An 18,906-nucleotide genomic window follows, 5' to 3' on the forward strand; every position below is an offset into this window, starting at 1 on the left:
GTTAAGCATGGGTTTGCTGCGTGTCGCTTCGGCGATGTCATTGTGTGCGGTAGCGTTTTCCGTCCAGGCCGAACAGTTGCCGATCGAAGTGCTCAGCGCGGTGGTCAAGGATCAGAAAATCGCTGACGCCGAAGTGCTGCTGCAACGCAACGGCGCACAGAACGTGGTGGGTCGTACCAACGCGCAAGGCCAGGTGACGCTCACCAGCGAAGGCGCCGATGATGGCAGCAGCCTGCTGATCATCAAGAAGCCTGGCTATTCCAACCTGGTGGTGAAGTGCCCGTGCAAGGGCATGACCTATGCGGTCAGCCCGGTGATGGAAAACCTCGACGGCCTGCGTGTGGTGCTGACGTGGGGCAAGACCCCGGAAGACCTCGATTCCCACATGATCTTCCCCGGCAACAATATCTACTTCGAAAACAAGCAAGGTACCGACGCCGAGCTGGACGTGGACGACGTTGACAGCTACGGCCCGGAAACCATCACCCTGCAGAAAAAACACTACGGCGAAAGCTACGTGTATGCGGTGCATGACTTCACCAACGGCAGCAATCCAAGCTCGCGCCAGCTGTCCAACAGCGAGGCCAAGGTGTTTGTGTATATGGGCCAATCGCTGGTACGTACCTACTACGTGCCGCAGAACCGCACCGGCAACCTGTGGACAGTATTCCGCATGACCGGCAGCGGCGACTTCCAGGACATCAACACCTTCACCGGCGTGACTGTGGACGCGGCGAACGTGCTGAACGAAGTCAAGCCGTTGCTGGATGACAGCGTGGCGGTCTCGGCAGTGGCGGTCAGCTCCTCCGCACAAACCGATGCGAAACGTCTTAACCTGCAAGGTGAAGCGGCCTACCAGGCTGGCAAGCTGGACCAGGCGATCGACCTGTTCCGCCAAGCCATCGAGCTGGACAATGGCTTCGGCAAGGCCTACGGCAACCTGGGCCTGGCCTATCAGAAGGCTGGCAACACCGCCGAGTCGATCTGGGCCAACCGCAAGGCCATCGCTTTGGCGACTGGTGCGAATGCCCCTACCGTGCGTGCAGGGTCTTACTACAACATTGCGCGGATCTATGAAGCGGCCGGGCAGTTCCAGGATGCGTTGCGTCACTACCAGTTGGCCAAGGAACAGAAAGCCAATCCGGTGTATGACACGGCGATTGAGCGGGTGAAAAACCGCTGATTCACCGGTAATACAGAAATACAGATCTAAACAATGTGGGAAGGGGCTGGCCCCCTCCCACATTTGGTTTGCGGTGCTCCTGCAAAACCTGGTGAAACATCCCACTTCGGCCCTGCGCCATCCCCGCCCTGTGTATCATCCTGTCTCTTTTTTCCATGCGACCTTTCTCGATGCGCTGAGATTTGCGGACTATGTTTTTGAGCCTACTCAGCGGTCAATGGAGTGACAGCTTATGCACGACACCCTCCAGCAGGTCTTTGGTTATCCACAGTTTCGTTTGGGCCAGGAACAAACGGTCAGCGCCGTGCTGGCCGGTCGTTCTGCTGCCGCGATTTTCCCCACGGGCTCCGGCAAGTCCCTTTGTTATCAGCTGTCGGCAGTGCTGTTGCCGCACCTGACGCTGGTGGTGTCGCCGCTGCTGGCGCTGATGCAGGACCAGCTGGGTTTCCTGCAACGCCATGGCATTTCGGCGGGCAGTATCGATTCGGCCCAGAGCCGCGAAGACGCGAATGATGTGATGGCGCGTGCGCGTTCGGGTGAGTTGAAGATCCTGATGATTTCCGTGGAGCGCTTGAAGAACGAGCGTTTTCGCAACTTCCTGCAAAGCGTGCAGATCTCGCTGTTGGTGGTGGATGAGGCGCACTGTATTTCCGAATGGGGCCATAATTTCCGTCCGGACTATTTGAAGCTGCCGGACTACCAGCGTCAGTTCAATATCCCACAAGCCCTGCTGTTGACGGCTACGGCGACGCCCAAGGTGATTGCCGACATGCAGGCGAAGTTCGCCATTGCTGCGGACGATGTGGTCACCACGGGCTTCTACCGGCCCAACCTCAACCTGTTGGTGGAACCCGTCAGTGGTGCAGACAAGCGCCGCCGACTGGTGCAGTGGATGAGCGAGCGGGTGGGCCAGCCGAGCATCGTTTACGTCACCTTGCAAAAAACCGCCGAACAGATTGCCGAGCATCTCAATCGCCATGGTATCCAGGCCGAGGCGTATCACGCCGGTTTGCCCCACGATAAGCGCGAGGGTATCCAGCAGCGCTTCATGGGCGGGCGCTCCAATTGCATCGTCGCCACCATCGCGTTTGGCATGGGCATCGACAAGAGCGACATCCGCAATGTGGTGCATTTCGACCTGCCCAAGTCCATCGAGAACTACAGCCAGGAAATCGGCCGCGCCGGGCGTGATGGTCAACCGTCCGATTGCCTGGTACTGGCCAACCGCGACAGCCTCAACGTGTTGGAAAACTTCGTCTATGGCGACACGCCGGAGCGGGACGGCATTCGCCGTGTGCTCGACGAGCTGCAGGCCGCGCGGGGTGACGGGCAGTGGGAGTTCCTGCTGCGCTCGCTGTCGGACCACAGCAACATCCGCGAGCTGCCGCTGAAAACGTTGCTGGTGCAGTTGGAACTCAAGGGCGTGATCGCGCCGCGCTATGCGTTTTATGCCGAATACCGCTTCAAGTACCTGATCGAACCCGAAGCCCTGCTGGCGCGTTTTTCCGGCGAGCGGCAGCAGTTTGTCGCGGCGATTATCCAGGTGTGCAAGCGGGCCAGGACTTGGGCGACGGTGGACTTCGACGCGCTTTATCAACAGCACAACGCCGGGCGCGACCGCGTGGTGAAGGCGCTGGATTACTTCCAGGAACAGGGCTTGGTCGAGCTGGAAAGCAAGCAGATGACCGAGGTCTACAGCCTGCTCGATACGGATTTCGACCCACAGGCCTTGAGCGCCGAGTTATACACAGGCTTCAAGCAGCACGAGATCGGTGAGGTGGCACGGATTCACGCCATGCTTGATCTGTTCGCCACCGAACGCTGCCTGGGGCAGCGCCTGGCGCAGTATTTTGGCGATGAAAACGCGCCGCAGCGCTGTGGGCATTGTTCGGTCTGCCACGGTGATGTGGCGCACTTACCGCCGCCGCCGGTCTTGCCGCCGCTTGTGGATAAAAACTTCATGGGGCTGTGCGGTGATTTTATCCACAGGCATCATCAGCACACCGGCCAATTGCCCGAAGCGGAACGCCTGACGCGGTTCCTCGGCGGAATCAGCGTGCCGTTGTTTACCAAGTTGAAGGCGCGGGGTATTCCGGGCTTTGCTGCGCTGGAAGATTATCCGTATGCCGAGGTACGCCAGTGGGCCGAGGTCCATTTGAATGCGCTTTGAACCCTTCTTTAGAGGTGAGCCCTATGCCTGATTCCGTGCCACAACGTGCCGATTACCTTCACTTCCAGCCCATCATCACGCGCTGGCACGACAACGATGTGTATGGCCATGTGAACAACGTGACCTACTACAGCTTTTTCGACACGGCGGTGAATACCTACCTGATCGAACAGGGTGGGTTGGATATTCACGACGGCGAAGTGGTGGGGTTCGTGGTGAGTTCGGCGTGTGATTACTTCGCGTCGATTGCCTTTCCCGAGCGCATCGACATTGGCTTGCGGGTGGGCAAGTTGGGCAACAGTTCGGTGCAGTACGAGTTGGCGGTGTTCAAGGCAGGCGAGGACGAAGCCTGTGCGGCGGGGCGCTTTGTGCATGTGTTTGTGGAGCGTGGGTCGAACCAGCCGGTGCCGATTGCGGGGGTGTTGCGCGAGGCGTTGCAGCGGTTGGTGGCCTGATCGCAATCTCGCGATCCGTGGAAATCAAATGTGGGAGCTGGCTTGCCTGCGATAGCGGTGGGTCAGGTCAAGCCGTATTGCCTGACTGTTTGCTATCGCGGGCAAGCCCGCTCCCACATGAATCGTGCTGTGTGCTCTAGGTCGCGGGCTTAGCGGTGACGGTAGTGATGCTTGTTCTTGCGATGCCCGTAAGCATGCCCACGGCCACGATGGTCATCACGATCATAACGACGGTTGTCACGCGAACGACGATCATCGTCATCGCTCTTGTTGCCCATGTAGTTGCCCAGCGCACCACCCGCACCACCGCCGGCGGCTGCGCCGATCAGGCTGCCGGTGCTGCCGCCGACACTGCGACCCACAACGTTGCCGCCCGCTGCGCCCAACGCACCGCCGATGGCGGCTTCGCCACGGCTGCGTTTGTCGGCGCCGACCGCACTACCACCGGCGCCACCCAGGGCTGCGCCAATGGTCGAGCCGGTGTTGCCGCCAAGCTGCTGGCCAACAACCGAACCTAGAACCCCGCCCAATGCGCCGCCTACACCGGCTTCGGTGGTGCCACCGGCCATGGCTGCGCCACTGACCAGGCCAAGGGACAACAAGAGAATCGAGGAGAACTTCATTCAGGGAAACCTCAAGGGGATGACGGCGCGATCCTGAGGCTGTATCGGTATTGTGACAATAGAAATCCGACCAGTAACACGAGTTGTGCACAATTCGCTAAGTTACTGTTTTGGCTAGGGAACTTAAGCTGGTTTTATGGGTCTTTAGCTACTTCGGAACGGCCGCTTTTATGCAAAAGCGGCCTTTTTTTGTGCCCGCAATTGTAGTGAGCGGGCAAGCCCGCTCACTACGAGGTGATGGTCAGGCGCTGCGGGCCATGATCAGGCCGTTGTCGCTCGCGGCTTCCAGCCGGATCGCCACGAATTTCGACGTCGGCGTATGGCTGCCATCCCCAGTGCTTTCCAGTGGCACCAGTGGGTTCACTTCCGGGTAGTAGGCCGCCGCCTGTCCTGCCGGAATATCGAACGCCAGCAAGGTAAAGCCTTTCACACGGCGTTCACGGCCGTCCTCCCACAGCGACACGATGTCGGCCTTCTGCCCCGGCTTGAAGCCCAGGCGGATGATGTCGGCTTCGTTGACAAACAGCACGTCGCGCTGGCCCTTGACCCCACGGTAGCGGTCGTCCAGGCCATAAATGGTGGTGTTGTACTGATCGTGGGAGCGCATCGACTGCATGATCAGGTCCGGCACCTTGCCGGTGGCGTGGGTGCGTTCGTGGATCAGGTCCTTGGGCAGGATATTAGCGCGGAAGTTGGCGCGGCCCGACGGAGTGTTCCAGCGCCGTGAGCCGGCGGAGTTGCCGAGGTAGAAACCGCCCGGGTGCTTGATCTTCTCGTTGAAGTCCTTGAAGCCCGGGATGGTGTCGGCGATCAGTTCACGGATGCGCCCGTAGTCGGCCACCAGCCAGTTCCAGTCCACTGGTTTGCTGCCCAGGGTGGCGGCGGCGATACCGGCCAGGATCGCCGGCTCGGATTTCATCAGTTTCGACAGCGGTTGCAGTTGGCCGTTGGAGCCGTGGACCATGCTGAACGAATCTTCCACGGTCACCGCTTGCGGGCCGTCGGCCTGGATGTCGATGTCGGTACGGCCCAGGCACGGCAGGATCAGCGCGTCTTTGCCGTGCATGAGGTGGCTGCGGTTGAGCTTGGTGCTGATCTGCACGGTCAGGTCGCAGTTGCGCAGCGCTTCAAAGGTGCGCGGGCTGTCTGGGGTGGCTTGGGCGAAGTTGCCGCCCAGGCCGATAAACACCTTGGAGCGGCCTTCGAGCATGGCGTGGATCGCTTCGACCACGTTGTGGCCGTTGGTGCGTGGCACCTGGAACTGGAAGCGCCGTTCCAGGGCGTCGAGGAACGCCACCGGTGGGCGTTCGTTGATGCCCATGGTGCGGTCGCCCTGCACGTTGCTGTGGCCACGCACCGGACACAGGCCGGCGCCGGGGCGGCCGATGTTGCCGCGCAGCAGCATCAGGTTGGCGATTTCCTGGATGGTCGGCACCGAGTGACGGTGCTGGGTAATGCCCATGGCCCAGCACATGATCACGTTCTTGCCTTTGGCGTACATGCGCGCCGCCTGCTCGATCTCGACCAGCGTCAGGCCCGATTGCTCGGTGATTTCATCCCACGAGGTGTCGTCGATCCTGGCCAGGTAGTCCAGCACGTTGGCGGTGTGTTCGTTGAGGAAGTCGTGGTCGAACACCGCTTCCTTGCCTTCGGCCTGGGCCTGGCGTTCCCACAGCAGCAGGAACTTGGCCATGCCGCGCAAAATGGCCATGTCGCCACCCAGGGCCGGGCGGAAGTAGGCGGTGTTGGTCGGTTTGTCGCCGTTGGTGAGCATTTCCAGCGGGTGTTGCGGGTGCTGGAAGCGTTCCAGGCCGCGCTCTTTGAGCGGGTTGATACACACCACCTGGGCACCACGGGTCACCGCTTCGCGCAGGGGTTCAAGCATGCGTGGGTGGTTGGTGCCAGGGTTCTGGCCCCAGACGAAAATCGCGTCGGCATGTTCAAAGTCGTCAAAGGTCACGGTGCCTTTGCCCACGCCCACGCTTTGCGCCAGCGCGACGCCGCTGGCCTCGTGGCACATGTTCGAACAGTCCGGGAAGTTGTTGGTGCCGTAGGCGCGCACAAACAGTTGATACAGGTATGCCGCTTCGTTGCTGGCGCGGCCCGAGGTGTAGAACTCGGCCATATCCGGGCTGGGCAGGGCGTTGAGGTGCTTGCCCACCAGGTCGAACGCGGCTTCCCAGCTGATGGGCTGGTAGCGGTCGGTGTCGGCGTCGTAGCGCATCGGCTCGGTCAGGCGGCCCTGGTATTCCAGCCAGTAGTCGCTTTGCGCCAGCAGCGAGGTGACGCTGTGCTTGGCGAAGAACGCCGCATCGACACGGCGCTTGGTGGCTTCCCAGTTCACCGCCTTGGCGCCGTTCTCGCAGAACTTGACCATGCCGCTTTCCGGCGAGTCGCCCCAGGCGCAGCCTGGGCAGTCGAAGCCGCCGTTCTGGTTGGTCTTGAGCATCATGCGCAGGTTTTTCAGCGCGTTGTCGCTGGTCAGCCAGGCCTGGGCCACGCTGATCAGTGCGCCCCAGCCGCCGGCTGCGCCCTTGTAGGGCTTGTAGCGCGGGGTTGGGGTTTGGTCGGCTTGATTATGGTTGCTCACGGCTGGTTCTCCATCGCGGGGCTGTAGACTCGCGGCGCACTTTTCTGCGGCAGGTGAATGAGATTGAGGTTATGCCGGCGCGCCCATTGCAGGGCCAGGCCGGTGGGCGACGACAGGCTGACCAGGGTCTGGATGCCCGCGCGCAGGACTTTCTGGATCAGCTCCAGGCTGCAACGACTGGTGACAATCGCCAGGCCGCCTTCGGTCGGAATCTTTTGGCGGATCAAGGCGCCGATCAATTTATCCAGGGCGTTATGCCGGCCGATGTCTTCGCGGCCCAGCAGCAACTCGCCCTGGCTGTTCATGAATACGGCGGCATGCACCGCGCCGCTGTACTGCCCCAACGGCTGGAACGCGCTGATGCGTTGGCGCAGGCCATCAAGCCATGCGGCAGGCGGCAAGGGTGCGCCGGGCAGCACTGGCAGGTCGGGCAGGGCTTGTTCCACCGCCTCCACGCCGCACAGGCCACAGCCGCTGGTGCCGGCCAATTGGCGGCGCTGCTGCTTGAGGTTCCAGAACGCGCGACTGGAGATCTGCACCTGAGCGTACTGCGCTGAGCCAGATCCGCTGAGTTTCAGATCATAAATGTCGCTAACGTCGGCGATAATGCCGCTGCCAATGCTGAAACCGACGATAAAATCTTGCAGGTCGGTGGGCGTTACCAGCATCACCGCCTGGCTGATGTCGTTGTAGGCAATTGCCAACGCCACTTCTTCCGCCAGCGCGGTGCTGGCGACTTCCGTGTGTTCGAGATTGCAAAACTGGTAGCTCTGGCTGGCGGCCGGCGCGGGCGTATCAAGGGCGGGCGCCGCGCAGACTGGGCGCTTGGCGTTCATGGGGCAATACCACCGGCGGATTGATCAGTGTTTAGACTAGGCGCGACAAAGCGTCGCGTCTAATTGCCAGTACTGATCCACCGATAGATGACGTCGATCAAGACTCGATTTGCGATTTCTGAAACAGCGCGAAGCACGCCTCGGCCAACGCCGAACGCGGCGCGCTACGGCGCATGATCAACCCCAGGCGCGCCAGGGTATGCGCGTCTTCGATGGGTTGCAGGCGCAGGTGCTCGGTGAGCGCATCGAGGCCGCCATCGAGCGGCATCACCGCGCAACACAAACCGCCATGCACCGCTTGCAACAACTGATGGACGGCATCGGTTTGCAGCAGCGGCTGCGGGTTGAGCCCACGGCTGTGGAAGTTATGGTCGATGGATTGGCGAAAGTGCATGCCGCTGGTGAGCATGCCCAGGGGCAGTTCGGTCAGCGCTTCCCAGCTCAACGGTTTGTCGCCGAAGCTGAAGAAGCGTTGGTCATAGAGTAGGCCCATGCGGGTTTCGCCCAGGGCCAGGGAGTCGAAACGCTCGGTGTCCAGGCGCTCCAGATAGGACACGCCGAGGTCCAGGCGGTTGCTGGCCAGCTGTTCGAGGATCTGTTCGGAGCTGAGTGCCGACAGCTCGAAGCGCAGGCTCGGGTGCTCCTTGTGCAGTTGCTGCATCAAGGCCAACGGATCAAAGCTCGACAGTGGCACCACGCCCAGGCGCAACGTACCGACCAGGTTGCCGCGACAGGCGGCGGCTTCAGCCTGCAAGCCGTCATAGGCGGCCAGGACTGTTCGGGCCCAGGCCAGCACGCGTTCACCGGGGGCGGTAAAGCCTTCGAAGCGCTGGCCGCGATTGACCAACGGCAGGTCCAACTCTTCTTCAAGACTGCGCAGGCGCATCGACAGGGTCGGCTGGGTAATGTGGCAACGCGCCGCCGCCTGGCCAAAGTGACGGGTTTCGTCGAGGGCGATGAGGAATTTCAGCTGTTTGATGTCCATCTTCGCTCCAGGGCTTATTCCAATGGCGGGGGGATTCTAGCGCGTTTGGGTCTTTGGCCGGGCTGGAACCCAAATCCTCGGGACTGGTCTAGTCTTGGGCATCTGGAACTCAAATCCCAAGGAGAGCGCACTATGAGCATTTTCAGCTTTATCAAGGAAGCCGGCGAAAAGATTGTCGACCTGTTGACGCCGGGTAATGCAAACGCCAGTGAGCAGTTGAAGGACCACGTGTCCAAAGTCGGTCTGGGGAATCCGAATGTGCAGACCACGGTGGACGGCGACAAGGTGACCGTGACCGGTGAAGTGGCCACCCAGGAAGAGAAAGAGAAGATCCTGCTGGCGCTGGGCAATATTGCCGGTGTGGCCAGGGTGGATGATCAGATCAAGGTAACCGGTCCGGTAGTGGCTGCCGCCCGTTTTGTCGTGGTGAAGAAGGGCGACACGTTGAGCGCGATTTCCCTGGCGGTATATGGCAACGCCAATCAGTACAACAAGATTTTCGAGGCGAACAAGCCGCTGTTGTCGCACCCGGACAAGATCTATCCAGGCCAGACACTGCGTATCCCTGAGTAATACGCGCAGCAAAATGTGGGAGCGGGCTTGCCCGCGAAAGCGGAGTGTCAGTCACTGAATGTGTTTCTGATCCACCGCCTTTGCGGGCAAGCCCGCTCCCACATAGGGTTTAGAGTCCGGCAATGAGATCGCGGTAGTCGTCGACGGCCTCGAATTCCCCTGTGTCTTTGGCCCCTTTTTTACTGTCCGGCTCTTTGACCGCCAACAAATGCCCCACACCAAACGCCCGCGCACTGCGCAAAATCGGCAAGGTATCGTCGATAAACAGGCTGCGCGCCGGGTCGAAGCCGATGTCGGCTTGCAGCGCATCCCAAAACTGCGGGTTTTCCTTGGCAAAACCGTAGTCGTGGGAGCTGATCAGGCGTTCGAAGTACGGTGCCAGCTCAATCCGTTCCAATTTCAGTGACAGCGAATCACGGTGCGCGTTGGTGATCAGGATCACACGCTTGCCGGCCCGTTTGATCGCCGCGAGGAAGGTGTCTGCATCCGCGCGCAGCGCTATCAGGTGGGCGGTTTCCAGCTTGAGTTCGCGTACCGGGAGCTTGAGTTCGGCGCTCCAGAAATCCAGGCAATACCATTGCAACTGCCCGGCGTTACGCTCGAACAGGGGCTGCAACTCCATCTCGGCGATGGCCCGGCTCACGCCGTGCAGTTCGGCGTAGCGTTGGGGCAGGTGCTCCATCCAGAAATGGTTGTCGTAATGCAGGTCGAGCAGGGTGCCGTCCATGTCCAGCAGGACGGTGTCGATGGCGTGCCAGGGCAAAGAGGGCATGGGGCGGTCTCTTGTAAGTTGAAATATCCGACACAGACAATCGGAAAAGCCACGGTATAGTAACCCGATCACGCCAAGGAGCCGCTTATGCGCCAGAAACCCACCGTCCTCGCCCGCGAAATAGTCGCCAGTAGCCGTTTGTTCCGCGTGGAGGAAGTGCAATTGCGCTTCACCAATGGCGTTGAACGGACCTACGAGCGCCTGGTGGGTCGCGGTGCCGGCTACGGCGCGGTGATGATCGTGGCGATGCTCGATGACGAGCACGCGGTGCTGGTGGAAGAGTATTGCGGCGGCACCGATGAATATGAACTGTCCTTGCCCAAGGGCCTGATCGAACCCGGCGAAGATGTTCTGGCGGCTGCCGACCGTGAGCTCAAGGAAGAGGCGGGCTATGGCGCACGGCAGTTGGAACTGATTACCGAGCTGTCGCTGTCGCCCGGCTACATGAGCCAGAAAATCCAGGTGGTGCTGGCCACCGATCTCTACGAAGAGCGTCTTGAAGGTGATGAGCCCGAGCCGATGCGGGTGGACAAGGTCAACCTGCGTGAGCTGTCGATGCTGGCGCAAAACGAGCAATTCAGCGAAGGCCGCGCCCTGGCCGCGTTGTACCTGGTACGAGACCTGTTGACCCAGCGAGGAGCGTTTAAGGCATGAGCGAATTGTTTTTAGGCCACCCGTTTATCGCCCCCGTTATCGAGCTGGCTCGCCAGGCCGGTGAAGTGATCCTGCCGTACTGGCGCGCCGGGGTTGCCGTGACGTCCAAGGCCGATGATTCGCCGGTGACGGCGGCCGATCTTGCCGCTCACCACCTCATCCTCGCGGGCCTGACCGCGCTGGACCCGAGCATCCCGGTACTGTCCGAAGAGGATGCCGACATTGATCAAAGCGTACGCGCCGCTTGGCAGCGCTGGTGGTTGGTGGACCCGCTGGACGGCACCAAGGAATTTATCGCCGGCAGCGAAGAGTTCACCGTCAACATCGCCTTGATCGAGCAGGGCCGCGTGGTGTTTGGCGTGGTGTCGATGCCGACCAACGGGCGTTGTTACTTCGGTGGTGCGGGCCTGGGCGCATGGCGTTCGGATGTGAATGAAGCGCACAAGCCGATCCAGGTGCGCACGGCCCCGGCGGCCGGCGAGGCGTTTACCGTGGTCGCCAGCCGTCGGCATACCAGCCCGGAGCAGGAGCGTCTGCTGGACGGTTTGAGTGAAGGCTTGGGAGCGCTGAAGCTGGCGAATATCGGCAGTTCGCTGAAGTTCTGCCTGTTGGCCGAAGGCAGTGCCGACTGTTATCCACGACTGGCGCCGACATCGCAGTGGGACACCGCCGCGGCCCAAGGCGTGCTGGAAGGCGCGGGTGGCGAAGTGTTGGAGTTGAGCGGCGTGCCGTTCAGTTATCCGGCGCGGGCGTCGTTGTTGAATCCGTTCTTTTTGGCATTGCCGGCCAAAGCGCCGTGGCGCGAACGCTTGCTGAGCCTGGCTCGGTCTTAGAACTACAGCAGATCAAAAGTGTGGGAGCGGGCTTGCTCGCGATAGCGGTAGATCAGTCAGAAATGTTCTAGCTGACACTCCGCATTCGCGAGCAAGCCCGCTCCCAAAATTGTTTGGTGTTGTTGCGGTTAGCGGTGCAGGACGTATTGACCGGTAAAGGCAACGGCGCGGTCCTCGCTACCCTCATTCACAATCCACGTCTGCAGCGTCAACCGTGCACGACCATAGCGCTTGTAGGTCGCCACAAACCGCTTCCACACCTTCTCCTCCGGCGCCTGGCACACCACGGTCGCGTCGCGGGTGACGGGCAGCGGATAACTGATCTGCCCCTCCTGAATCACGATGTGCCCGTCTTCAATCCCTTCTTCACGCAACTGCAAGTGCAGCCAACCCCAACCCGCCAGTACTGCGCCGCAGTACAGGCTGCCGCCAAACATGGTGCTCTTGTGGTTGATATTGGCCTGCAACGGCAGGTGCAATTCCAGCCGCCCGTGCTGCCAGCCGCGTACCTTGAGGCCCATTTCCCGGGTCAGGGGGATGTCGTGGTGCAGGACGGATTCGAGGTATTGGCTGTCGCGGCTCATGGCGGTCTCTTTGGCGTGGGTCATTCGTCGTCGCCGCTTTGGTTGGCGAAGTTCAGGCCGTGCTTGCGCAGTTTGTCGTGCAGGGTCTTGCGCGGCACGCCGAGGGCTTCGGCGAGGCTGCGCATGGAACCGTGGGGGCGCGTCAGTTCGGCGGCGATCAGGCTTTTTTCAAACTGTTCGACCTGCTCGCTCAAGCCGCCCGGGGTGGAGGTCAGTACGCTGGCGAACGGGTTGTCGGGCGTGGCGTCCAGAGCCAGCTCAAGCCCCAGGGCGAAGCGTTCGGCGGCGTTCTGCAGTTCGCGCACGTTGCCTGGCCAGTTGTGACGCAACAGCAGGGCGCGCTGGCCTGGTTGCAGTTCGTGCAGGGGCAGGCCATGGCGGCTGCTGGCTTCGTCGGCGAAGTGCTGGAACAGCATCAACGCATCTTCGCCGCGCTCGCGCAGTGGCGGAATGCGTAGCGAGGCGACGTTGAGGCGGTAATACAAGTCGGCGCGGAAACGGCCCTGGTCGGCGGACTGGCGCAAGTCTTCCTTGGTGGCGGCGATGATGCGGATGTCCAGCGGGATCAACTGATTGCCGCCCAGGCGTTCCACCACGCGTTCTTGCAGCAGGCGCAGCAGCTTGACCTGTACGTCCAGGCTCATGCTCTCGATTTCATCGAGGAACAACGTGCCGCCGTTGGCGAATTCGAACTTGCCGATGCGGCGCTTCTGCGCGCCGGTGAACGCGCCCGGCTCGTGGCCGAACAGCTCGCTTTCCACCACCGATTCGGCCAGGGCACCGGCGTTGATCGCCACGAACGGCCCGCTGCGGCGGCTCGACAAATCGTGCAGTGCACGGGCCACCACCTCTTTGCCGGCACCGGTTTCGCCCAGGATCAGCACATCGGCCTTGGTCGCCGCCAGGGCACCGATCTGCTCGCGCAGGCGCAGCATCTGGGGCGAGTGGCCGACCAGTCGGGTACTCAATTGCTGGCGATCGCTGAGGGCCAGGCGCAGGCTGCGGTTGTCCAGTACCAGGCGGCGCAGGGCCAGGGCGCGGCGCACGCTGTCGAGCAGGGCGTCGCTGGCGAAGGGTTTTTCGAGGAAGTCATAGGCCCCGGCACGCATGGCCTGCACCGCCAGCGGCACATCGCCGTGGCCGGTGATCAGCAGCACTGGCAGGTCCGGGTCCTGGCCGTGCAGTTCGGTGAGCAGCTCCAGGCCGTCCATGCCAGGCATGCGGATGTCGCTGACCACCACCCCTGGCCAATCCCGCGACAGGCGTGCGGTGAGGCCGTTGGCTTCGCCCAGGGGCAGGACTTTCAGCCCGGCCAGGTCCAGGGTCTGGCACAGGGCCTGGCGCAGGTGTGGATCGTCGTCGATCAACACCACCTGAATGCCGTTCTCGATACTCATACACTGCGGTCCTCGGACGGTTGCAGACTGACGCCCGGCGAGCCGGCACGCAATTTCAAGGTTAACAACGCGCCGCCTTCCTTGTGGTTGGCGAACAGCAACTCGCCACCAAACGCCCGCATCAGGGTGTCACAGATCGCCAGGCCGAGCCCCAGGCCCTGGGTGCGCGTCTTGGTGGTGTAGAACGGCTCGCTGGCGCGGCCCAGGGCTTCCATGCAAAAGCCTGGGCCGTTGTCGCGGATGTACAGGTTGACGCCCTGTTCGGTGGTTTCGGCACTCAGCCAGAGCTTGCGCGGCGGGCCTTTTTCGGTGAGGGCGTCGAGCGCGTTGGCCAGCAGGTTGCCGAGCACCTGGCGCAGCCGGGTTTCGCCGGCTTCTACCCACAACGTTGCTTCCGGCAAATCGCGGATCAGCTCGACTTCCATCGAGCGGCGTCGCTTGGCCAGCAACGCCAGTGCATCGTCCAGCGCCGGTTGCAGGCCGACGCTCTCCGGCGCATGCCGGTCGCGACGGGCGAAGGCGCGCAGGTGGGCGATGATCGAGGCCATGCGCCCGGTCAGTTCGCTGATCAGCTTGAGGTTGCCGCGGGCGTCGTCGGTGCGCTGGTGGTCGAGCAGGATCTCGGCGTTTTCCGCATAGCTGCGAATCGCTGCCAAGGGCTGGTTGAGCTCGTGGCTGATGCTCGCCGACATGGTGCCCAGCGCTGACAGTTTGCCGGCCTGCACCAGGTCATCCTGGGCACGCACCAATTCCTGCTGCGCGTGTTCGCGCTCCAGCACTTCCTGTTTCAGGCGCCGGTTGAGGCCTTCCAGATCGCTGGTGCGCTCGATCACGCGGGCTTCCAGTTCGCGACGCGCCTTGGCTTCAAAGGCGATGCGCTCCAGGTAGTGGCGACGGCGCTGCATCATCAGGCCGAGCAACAGCATCAGCACCAGCAACGTCGCGCCGCCGACGGCGACCACGGTGCGCACCGGGCGGTTGATCAGGGATTGCGGCGCGAGGATCTCCACGTTCCAGCCGGTTTCGGCAATGGCCGTGGATTGGCGCAGCCACGCGGTGGAGCTGAGGGTCAGCGGCTGCGGGTCGCGGGTCGGGTAGGGCTGGATGGCGGTGATTGCCTGGCGCTCTTCGGCGGTCAGCGGGCGGGTGGCGCGGAAGCGCCATTGCGGGCGTGAGGTGAGGATCACCACGCCGTTGTGGTCGGTCACCAGCAGTTGTTCCGGGGTCTTGCCCCAGAGGCTTTCGGTGTGGTCCAGGTCGACCTTGACCACCAGCACGCCGATGATGTTTTCGCCATCGCGCACGGCGGCGGCGAAGAAGTAGCCGCGCTTGGCCGAGGTGGTGCCCAGGCCGAAGAAACGCCCCAGGCGCCCGGCCATGGCTTCGCTGAAATAGGGACGGAACGAGAAATTGCGCCCGACGAAGCTGTCCTGTTTATCCCAGTTCGACGCGGCGAGGGTCTTGCCGTGGGTGTCCATCAGGTACATCACTTCCACCCCGGCCTGGGCGGCGACGTCCTTGAGCAGCTGGTTGGCATTGGCCAGGTTGGTGCTGACCTGGGGCGCCGCCAATGCGGTGCGCAGGGCCGGCAGGTCGCCGAGGATCTGCGGCAGTACTTCGAAGCGGTGCAGGGTGCCGAGCAGGTTGGCGACGTACAGGTCGAGGGTCTGGCGGTTCTGCCCGGCCAGTTCGCTGCGGTAGTAGCGCTCGGCCAGGTGCTCCAGCGGCCACAGCAGCGGTGCCAGGCACAACGCCAACAGGGCGAGGCTGCGCCAGCGGGGTCTTCGCGGGAGAGGTGGAGTCATGGGAGTCGGGCGCCTGTGAGTACAGGCGCATTATGCCTAGTGCTGCTGTGCAAGACACTCGCGCAATGCGTCTTGCCACTGCGGCTGGCTGACCTGCCATTGCTGTTGCAGGCGGCGGCAATCGAGGCGCGAGTTCAACGGGCGCTGCGCGGGCGTCGGGTAGGCGCTGGAGGGGATCGCTTCCAGCTCGGCACAGGCTTTGCCCTCGGCGCGCAAATGTTCGCCAATCGCCTGGGCGAAGCCGAACCACGAGGTTTCGCCCTGGGCCGTCAGGTGATAGACGCCCCATTGCCCCGCATCACCGGCCTGCCAGCGTTCGATCAAGGCGCGGGTGCTGCTGGCAATGCTGCCGGCCCAGGTGGGTGCGCCGATCTGGTCGGCGACAATGCGCATCTGCGGCTTCTCCTGCAACAGGCGTTGCATGGTCAGCAGGAAGTTCTTGCCATGGTTGGAGTACACCCAACTGGTACGCAGGATCAGGTATTCGCCGCCCACCGCCGCAATCGCCTGCTCGCCGGCCAGCTTGCTCTGGCCGTAGACACCGAGCGGGTTCGGCGTGTCGGCTTCGGTGTAGGGCGCCGGTTTGCGGCCGTCGAACACGTAGTCGGTGGAGTAGTGGATCAACGGGATGCCCAGGGCCTTGGCCTCTTCGGCGAGGATGCCGGGGGCGCTGGCGTTGATCGCGAACGCGACGTCCGGTTCGCTTTCGGCCAGGTCGACGGCGGTGTGGGCGGCGGCGTTGATGATCAGGTCGGGACGCTGGGCGCGCACCTGCTGGCGGATTTGCTCGGGGTTGGCCAGGTCGAGTCTGTCGCGGCCCAGCACAATCAGTTCGCCAAGGCCCAGGAGCTGCTGTTGCAGGGCCTGGGAGACTTGGCCGTGTTGGCCGGTGATGAGGATTTTCAGAGGGCTGGTCATGGGAACAGGTCGGCTTCTTTCAGGCTTTTGCCATTCTGGTCCTTGGCGGACAGGGTCGGGGTTGCGGTCAACTGCCAATCGATATTGAGGTCTGGATCGTCCCAGCGGATGCAGCGCTCTGCCGACGGTGTGTAGTAATCCGTTGTCTTGTACAGGAACTCGGCGTGGTCACTGAGCACCACAAAACCGTGGGCAAATCCCGGTGGAATCCACAGTTGGCGATTATTGTCGGCAGATAGCCGTACGCTGGCCCATTGGCCGAAATGAGGCGAGCTGCGGCGAATGTCCACGGCCACGTCCAGCACTTCACCGGCCGTCACGCGGACCAGTTTTCCCTGGGCGTGCTCGACTTGGTAGTGCAGGCCGCGCAATACGCCTTTTTGCGAGCGAGAGTGGTTGTCCTGCACGAAATGCTGTTGCAGCCCGGTGGCCTGGGCAAACGCCCGGGCATTGAAACTCTCATAGAAAAAACCGCGTTCATCGCCAAAAACCTTTGGCTCGATGATCAATACACCGGGCAACTCAGTGGCGGTTACATTCATAGGTTTTCCCCGGCAAGAGAGTAGAGGTATTGGCCATAGCCGGTCTTGCCGAAGTATTTGGCACGCGCCAGCAAGTGATCCCGGTCGATCCAGCTATTCTCGTAGGCGATTTCTTCCAGGCAGGCCACCTTCAGGCCCTGGCGATGTTCGATGGTCTGCACGTAGGTGGAGGCTTCGAGCAGGCTGTCATGGGTGCCGGTATCGAGCCAGGCAAAGCCACGACCGAAACGCTCTACGTGCAGGTCGCCACGCTTGAGGTAGGCGTTGTTGACGTCGGTAATCTCCAGCTCGCCACGGGGCGAAGGCTTGACGGCCTTGGCGATGCTGATTACGTCGTTGTCGTAGAAGTACAGGCCGGTCACGGCATACGATGATTTGGGCTTGGCCGGTTTTTCCTCGATGGACAGGGCGCGACCGTCTTTGTCGAAGTCGATGACACCGAAGCGCTCCGGGTCCTTGACCCAGTAGCCGAAGACGGTGGCACCCGAAGGGCGCTGCGCGGCGGCACGCAACTGGTCGCCGAAGTGTTGGCCGTGGAAGATGTTGTCGCCCAGGATCAGGCAGACCGGGTCATCACCGATGAACTCCTCGCCGATGATGAAGGCCTGGGCCAGGCCGTCCGGCGACGGCTGCTCGGCATAGCTGAAGCGCACGCCGAACTGGCTGCCATCGCCGAGCAGGTTGCGGTACTGCGGCAAATCCACCGGCGTGGAGATCACCAGGATTTCCTTGATCCCCGCCAGCATCAGCACCGAGATCGGGTAGTAGATCATCGGCTTGTCATACACCGGCAGCAGTTGCTTGGAGACACCCAGGGTGATGGGGTGAAGGCGGGTGCCGGAGCCGCCGGCCAATACGATTCCCTTCATCATGCGATCAGATCCTTTAGATTGGTGTTGCCGAGTCGTTCACCTTGATAGCTGCCGTCCTGGACCCTGCGGCACCATTCCAGGTTATCGAGATACCACTGTACGGTTTTGCGCAGGCCGGTTTCGAAGGTTTCTTCGGGGGTCCAGCCCAATTCGCGTTCGATCTTGCCGGCATCGATCGCGTAGCGCTGATCGTGGCCTGGACGATCCTTGACGAAGGTGATCAGGTCGGTGAATTTTTCGACACCCGCCGGGCGTTGAGGCGCCAGTTCTTCCAGCAGGCCACAGATACCGCGCACCACGTCGATGTTCTTTTGCTCGTTATGCCCGCCGATGTTGTAGGTCTCGCCCACCGCACCTTCAGTCACGACCTTGAGCAGCGCACGGGCGTGATCTTCGACGAACAGCCAGTCGCGCACCTGCAAACCATCGCCATAGACCGGCAGCGGCTTGCCCGCAAGGGCGTTGAGGATCACCAGCGGGATGAGCTTTTCGGGAAAGTGGAAGGGGCCGTAGTTGTTCGAGCAGTTGGTCAGCAATACCGGCAGGCCATAGGTGCGCTGCCAGGCGCGGACCAGGTGGTCGGACGCTGCCTTGCTCGCGGAGTAAGGCGAGCTGGGGGCGTAGGGCGTGGTTTCGGTGAACAGATCGTCCACGCCGTGCAGGTCGCCGTACACTTCGTCGGTGGAAATGTGGTGGAAACGGAACGCACTGCGGGCCGGCTCGGTCAGCGTCTGCCAGTAGGCGCGGGTGGCCTCCAGCAGGCTGTAGGTGCCGACGATATTGGTCTGGATAAAGTCCGATGGGCCGTCAATCGAACGGTCGACATGGGACTCGGCAGCCAGGTGCATGATTGCCTGTGGCTCGAAACGTGCGAGCACGGCGCTGACTGTGGCTTGGTCAATGATGTCGGCCTGGACGAACTCATAGCGGCTGTTGGTGGCAATACTGGTCAATGATTCCAGATTGCCAGCGTACGTCAGCTTGTCCAGGTTGAGCACTTCGTGCTCGGTGTGTTGAATCAGGTGGCGGATCAGGGCGGAGCCAATAAAACCCGCTCCGCCGGTGATGAGAATGCGCATGTCGGAGGGCCTTTTTCTAAGACGGGTGTTTTGCG

General features: G+C 62.0%; 18 protein-coding genes. 6 read left to right on the forward strand and 12 right to left on the reverse strand.

The features are described 5' to 3' along the window. Window positions 1-7 precede the first annotated feature (7 nt). From PSH81_RS01315 to PSH81_RS01325, 3 genes are all read left to right on the forward strand, one after another. Window positions 8-1,183, forward strand: a complete 1,176-nt coding sequence (locus PSH81_RS01315) for a tetratricopeptide repeat protein (RefSeq protein ID WP_192298459.1) — start codon at window positions 8-10, stop codon at window positions 1,181-1,183. Window positions 1,184-1,415: 232 nt separating this feature from the next. Further along, window positions 1,416-3,353: an ATP-dependent DNA helicase RecQ gene (locus tag PSH81_RS01320; protein WP_305391874.1), complete on the forward strand. Its 1,938-nt coding sequence runs from the start codon at window positions 1,416-1,418 to the stop codon at window positions 3,351-3,353. Window positions 3,354-3,376: 23 nt separating this feature from the next. Continuing rightward, complete coding sequence (locus PSH81_RS01325; RefSeq protein ID WP_226456735.1) at window positions 3,377-3,808, forward strand: thioesterase family protein; 432 nt, start codon at window positions 3,377-3,379, stop codon at window positions 3,806-3,808. Window positions 3,809-3,957: 149 nt separating this feature from the next. On the opposite strand, the gene PSH81_RS01330 is transcribed toward PSH81_RS01325, so the two are convergent. The 4 genes from PSH81_RS01330 to PSH81_RS01345 form a co-directional block, all read right to left on the reverse strand. After that, window positions 3,958-4,431, reverse strand: a complete 474-nt coding sequence (locus tag PSH81_RS01330; RefSeq protein WP_017737565.1) for a glycine zipper domain-containing protein — start codon at window positions 4,429-4,431, stop codon at window positions 3,958-3,960. A gap of 241 nt (window positions 4,432-4,672) precedes the next feature. After that, window positions 4,673-7,021, reverse strand: a complete 2,349-nt coding sequence (locus tag PSH81_RS01335; protein WP_226456736.1) for an FdhF/YdeP family oxidoreductase — start codon at window positions 7,019-7,021, stop codon at window positions 4,673-4,675. Then, window positions 7,018-7,857: a formate dehydrogenase accessory sulfurtransferase FdhD gene (fdhD, locus tag PSH81_RS01340; RefSeq protein ID WP_226456738.1), complete on the reverse strand. Its 840-nt coding sequence runs from the start codon at window positions 7,855-7,857 to the stop codon at window positions 7,018-7,020. The genes PSH81_RS01335 and fdhD overlap by 4 nt, the downstream gene beginning before the upstream one ends. A 97-nt stretch (window positions 7,858-7,954) precedes the next feature. Beyond that, on the reverse strand, window positions 7,955-8,842 hold the full coding sequence (locus tag PSH81_RS01345) for a LysR family transcriptional regulator (protein ID WP_226456740.1): 888 nt from the start codon (window positions 8,840-8,842) through the stop codon (window positions 7,955-7,957). A gap of 132 nt (window positions 8,843-8,974) precedes the next feature. Between PSH81_RS01345 and lysM the strand changes: the two genes are divergently transcribed. Further along, the gene (gene lysM / locus PSH81_RS01350; RefSeq protein ID WP_305391875.1) at window positions 8,975-9,415 is read left to right on the forward strand and encodes a peptidoglycan-binding protein LysM; all 441 of its coding nucleotides are present in this window, start codon (window positions 8,975-8,977) and stop codon (window positions 9,413-9,415) included. Window positions 9,416-9,524: 109 nt separating this feature from the next. Here the strand turns inward: lysM and yrfG are convergent, their stop codons facing one another. Further along, entirely contained in the window at window positions 9,525-10,187 is a 663-nt protein-coding gene (gene yrfG, locus PSH81_RS01355; RefSeq protein WP_305391876.1) for a GMP/IMP nucleotidase, read from the reverse strand. Between the two features lie 87 nt (window positions 10,188-10,274). On the opposite strand from yrfG, the gene nudE reads away from it, so the two are divergent. Beyond that, window positions 10,275-10,841, forward strand: coding sequence for an ADP compounds hydrolase NudE (gene nudE / locus PSH81_RS01360; RefSeq protein ID WP_305391877.1), 567 nt, complete (start codon window positions 10,275-10,277; stop codon window positions 10,839-10,841). Beyond that, window positions 10,838-11,674 (forward strand): 3'(2'),5'-bisphosphate nucleotidase CysQ, encoded by an 837-nt coding sequence (gene cysQ, locus PSH81_RS01365; RefSeq protein ID WP_226456743.1) that lies wholly within the window; start codon window positions 10,838-10,840, stop codon window positions 11,672-11,674. Before nudE ends, cysQ begins: the two co-directional genes overlap by 4 nt. Window positions 11,675-11,802: 128 nt before the next feature. On the opposite strand, the gene PSH81_RS01370 is transcribed toward cysQ, so the two are convergent. The 7 genes from PSH81_RS01370 to rfbB are packed head-to-tail and all read right to left on the reverse strand — an operon-like array spanning window position 11,803 to window position 18,871. Next, window positions 11,803-12,258, reverse strand: a complete 456-nt coding sequence (locus PSH81_RS01370) for a YiiD C-terminal domain-containing protein (RefSeq protein ID WP_192298600.1) — start codon at window positions 12,256-12,258, stop codon at window positions 11,803-11,805. Window positions 12,259-12,278: 20 nt separating this feature from the next. Next, on the reverse strand, window positions 12,279-13,655 hold the full coding sequence (locus tag PSH81_RS01375; RefSeq protein WP_192298449.1) for a sigma-54 dependent transcriptional regulator: 1,377 nt from the start codon (window positions 13,653-13,655) through the stop codon (window positions 12,279-12,281). Continuing rightward, entirely contained in the window at window positions 13,652-15,460 is a 1,809-nt protein-coding gene (locus tag PSH81_RS01380) for an ATP-binding protein (RefSeq protein WP_192298448.1), read from the reverse strand. The genes PSH81_RS01375 and PSH81_RS01380 overlap by 4 nt, the downstream gene beginning before the upstream one ends. A gap of 36 nt (window positions 15,461-15,496) precedes the next feature. Next, entirely contained in the window at window positions 15,497-16,378 is an 882-nt protein-coding gene (rfbD, locus tag PSH81_RS01385; RefSeq protein ID WP_305391878.1) for a dTDP-4-dehydrorhamnose reductase, read from the reverse strand. After that, window positions 16,375-16,920 (reverse strand): dTDP-4-dehydrorhamnose 3,5-epimerase, encoded by a 546-nt coding sequence (gene rfbC, locus PSH81_RS01390; protein WP_305391879.1) that lies wholly within the window; start codon window positions 16,918-16,920, stop codon window positions 16,375-16,377. Before rfbC ends, rfbD begins: the two co-directional genes overlap by 4 nt. Next, complete coding sequence (rfbA, locus tag PSH81_RS01395; RefSeq protein WP_192298445.1) at window positions 16,917-17,792, reverse strand: glucose-1-phosphate thymidylyltransferase RfbA; 876 nt, start codon at window positions 17,790-17,792, stop codon at window positions 16,917-16,919. Before rfbA ends, rfbC begins: the two co-directional genes overlap by 4 nt. Next, a complete protein-coding gene (gene rfbB, locus PSH81_RS01400; protein WP_226456747.1) occupies window positions 17,789-18,871 on the reverse strand; it encodes a dTDP-glucose 4,6-dehydratase in 1,083 nt (360 codons plus the stop codon). Before rfbB ends, rfbA begins: the two co-directional genes overlap by 4 nt. Window positions 18,872-18,906 lie beyond the last annotated feature (35 nt).

Source organism: Pseudomonas sp. FP2335 (assembly GCF_030687535.1).
GTDB lineage: Bacteria > Pseudomonadota > Gammaproteobacteria > Pseudomonadales > Pseudomonadaceae > Aquipseudomonas.

Bases quoted from the DNA above. Each gene is read 5' to 3' on its own strand.
- PSH81_RS01380 (WP_192298448.1), bottom strand. From the start codon at position 15,460: ATGACTCCACCTCTCCCGCGAAGACCCCGCTGGCGCAGCCTCGCCCTG.
- PSH81_RS01370 (WP_192298600.1), bottom strand. From the start codon at position 12,258: ATGAGCCGCGACAGCCAATACCTCGAATCCGTCCTGCACCACGACATC.
- PSH81_RS01325 (WP_226456735.1), top strand. From the start codon at position 3,377: ATGCCTGATTCCGTGCCACAACGTGCCGATTACCTTCACTTCCAGCCC.
- rfbC (WP_305391879.1), bottom strand. From the start codon at position 16,920: ATGAATGTAACCGCCACTGAGTTGCCCGGTGTATTGATCATCGAGCCA.
- lysM (WP_305391875.1), top strand. From the start codon at position 8,975: ATGAGCATTTTCAGCTTTATCAAGGAAGCCGGCGAAAAGATTGTCGAC.
- nudE (WP_305391877.1), top strand. From the start codon at position 10,275: ATGCGCCAGAAACCCACCGTCCTCGCCCGCGAAATAGTCGCCAGTAGC.
- cysQ (WP_226456743.1), top strand. From the start codon at position 10,838: ATGAGCGAATTGTTTTTAGGCCACCCGTTTATCGCCCCCGTTATCGAG.
- PSH81_RS01375 (WP_192298449.1), bottom strand. From the start codon at position 13,655: ATGAGTATCGAGAACGGCATTCAGGTGGTGTTGATCGACGACGATCCA.
- rfbD (WP_305391878.1), bottom strand. From the start codon at position 16,378: ATGACCAGCCCTCTGAAAATCCTCATCACCGGCCAACACGGCCAAGTC.
- fdhD (WP_226456738.1), bottom strand. From the start codon at position 7,857: ATGAACGCCAAGCGCCCAGTCTGCGCGGCGCCCGCCCTTGATACGCCC.
- yrfG (WP_305391876.1), bottom strand. From the start codon at position 10,187: ATGCCCTCTTTGCCCTGGCACGCCATCGACACCGTCCTGCTGGACATG.
- PSH81_RS01320 (WP_305391874.1), top strand. From the start codon at position 1,416: ATGCACGACACCCTCCAGCAGGTCTTTGGTTATCCACAGTTTCGTTTG.
- rfbB (WP_226456747.1), bottom strand. From the start codon at position 18,871: ATGCGCATTCTCATCACCGGCGGAGCGGGTTTTATTGGCTCCGCCCTG.
- PSH81_RS01345 (WP_226456740.1), bottom strand. From the start codon at position 8,842: ATGGACATCAAACAGCTGAAATTCCTCATCGCCCTCGACGAAACCCGT.
- PSH81_RS01330 (WP_017737565.1), bottom strand. From the start codon at position 4,431: ATGAAGTTCTCCTCGATTCTCTTGTTGTCCCTTGGCCTGGTCAGTGGC.
- PSH81_RS01315 (WP_192298459.1), top strand. From the start codon at position 8: ATGGGTTTGCTGCGTGTCGCTTCGGCGATGTCATTGTGTGCGGTAGCG.
- rfbA (WP_192298445.1), bottom strand. From the start codon at position 17,792: ATGATGAAGGGAATCGTATTGGCCGGCGGCTCCGGCACCCGCCTTCAC.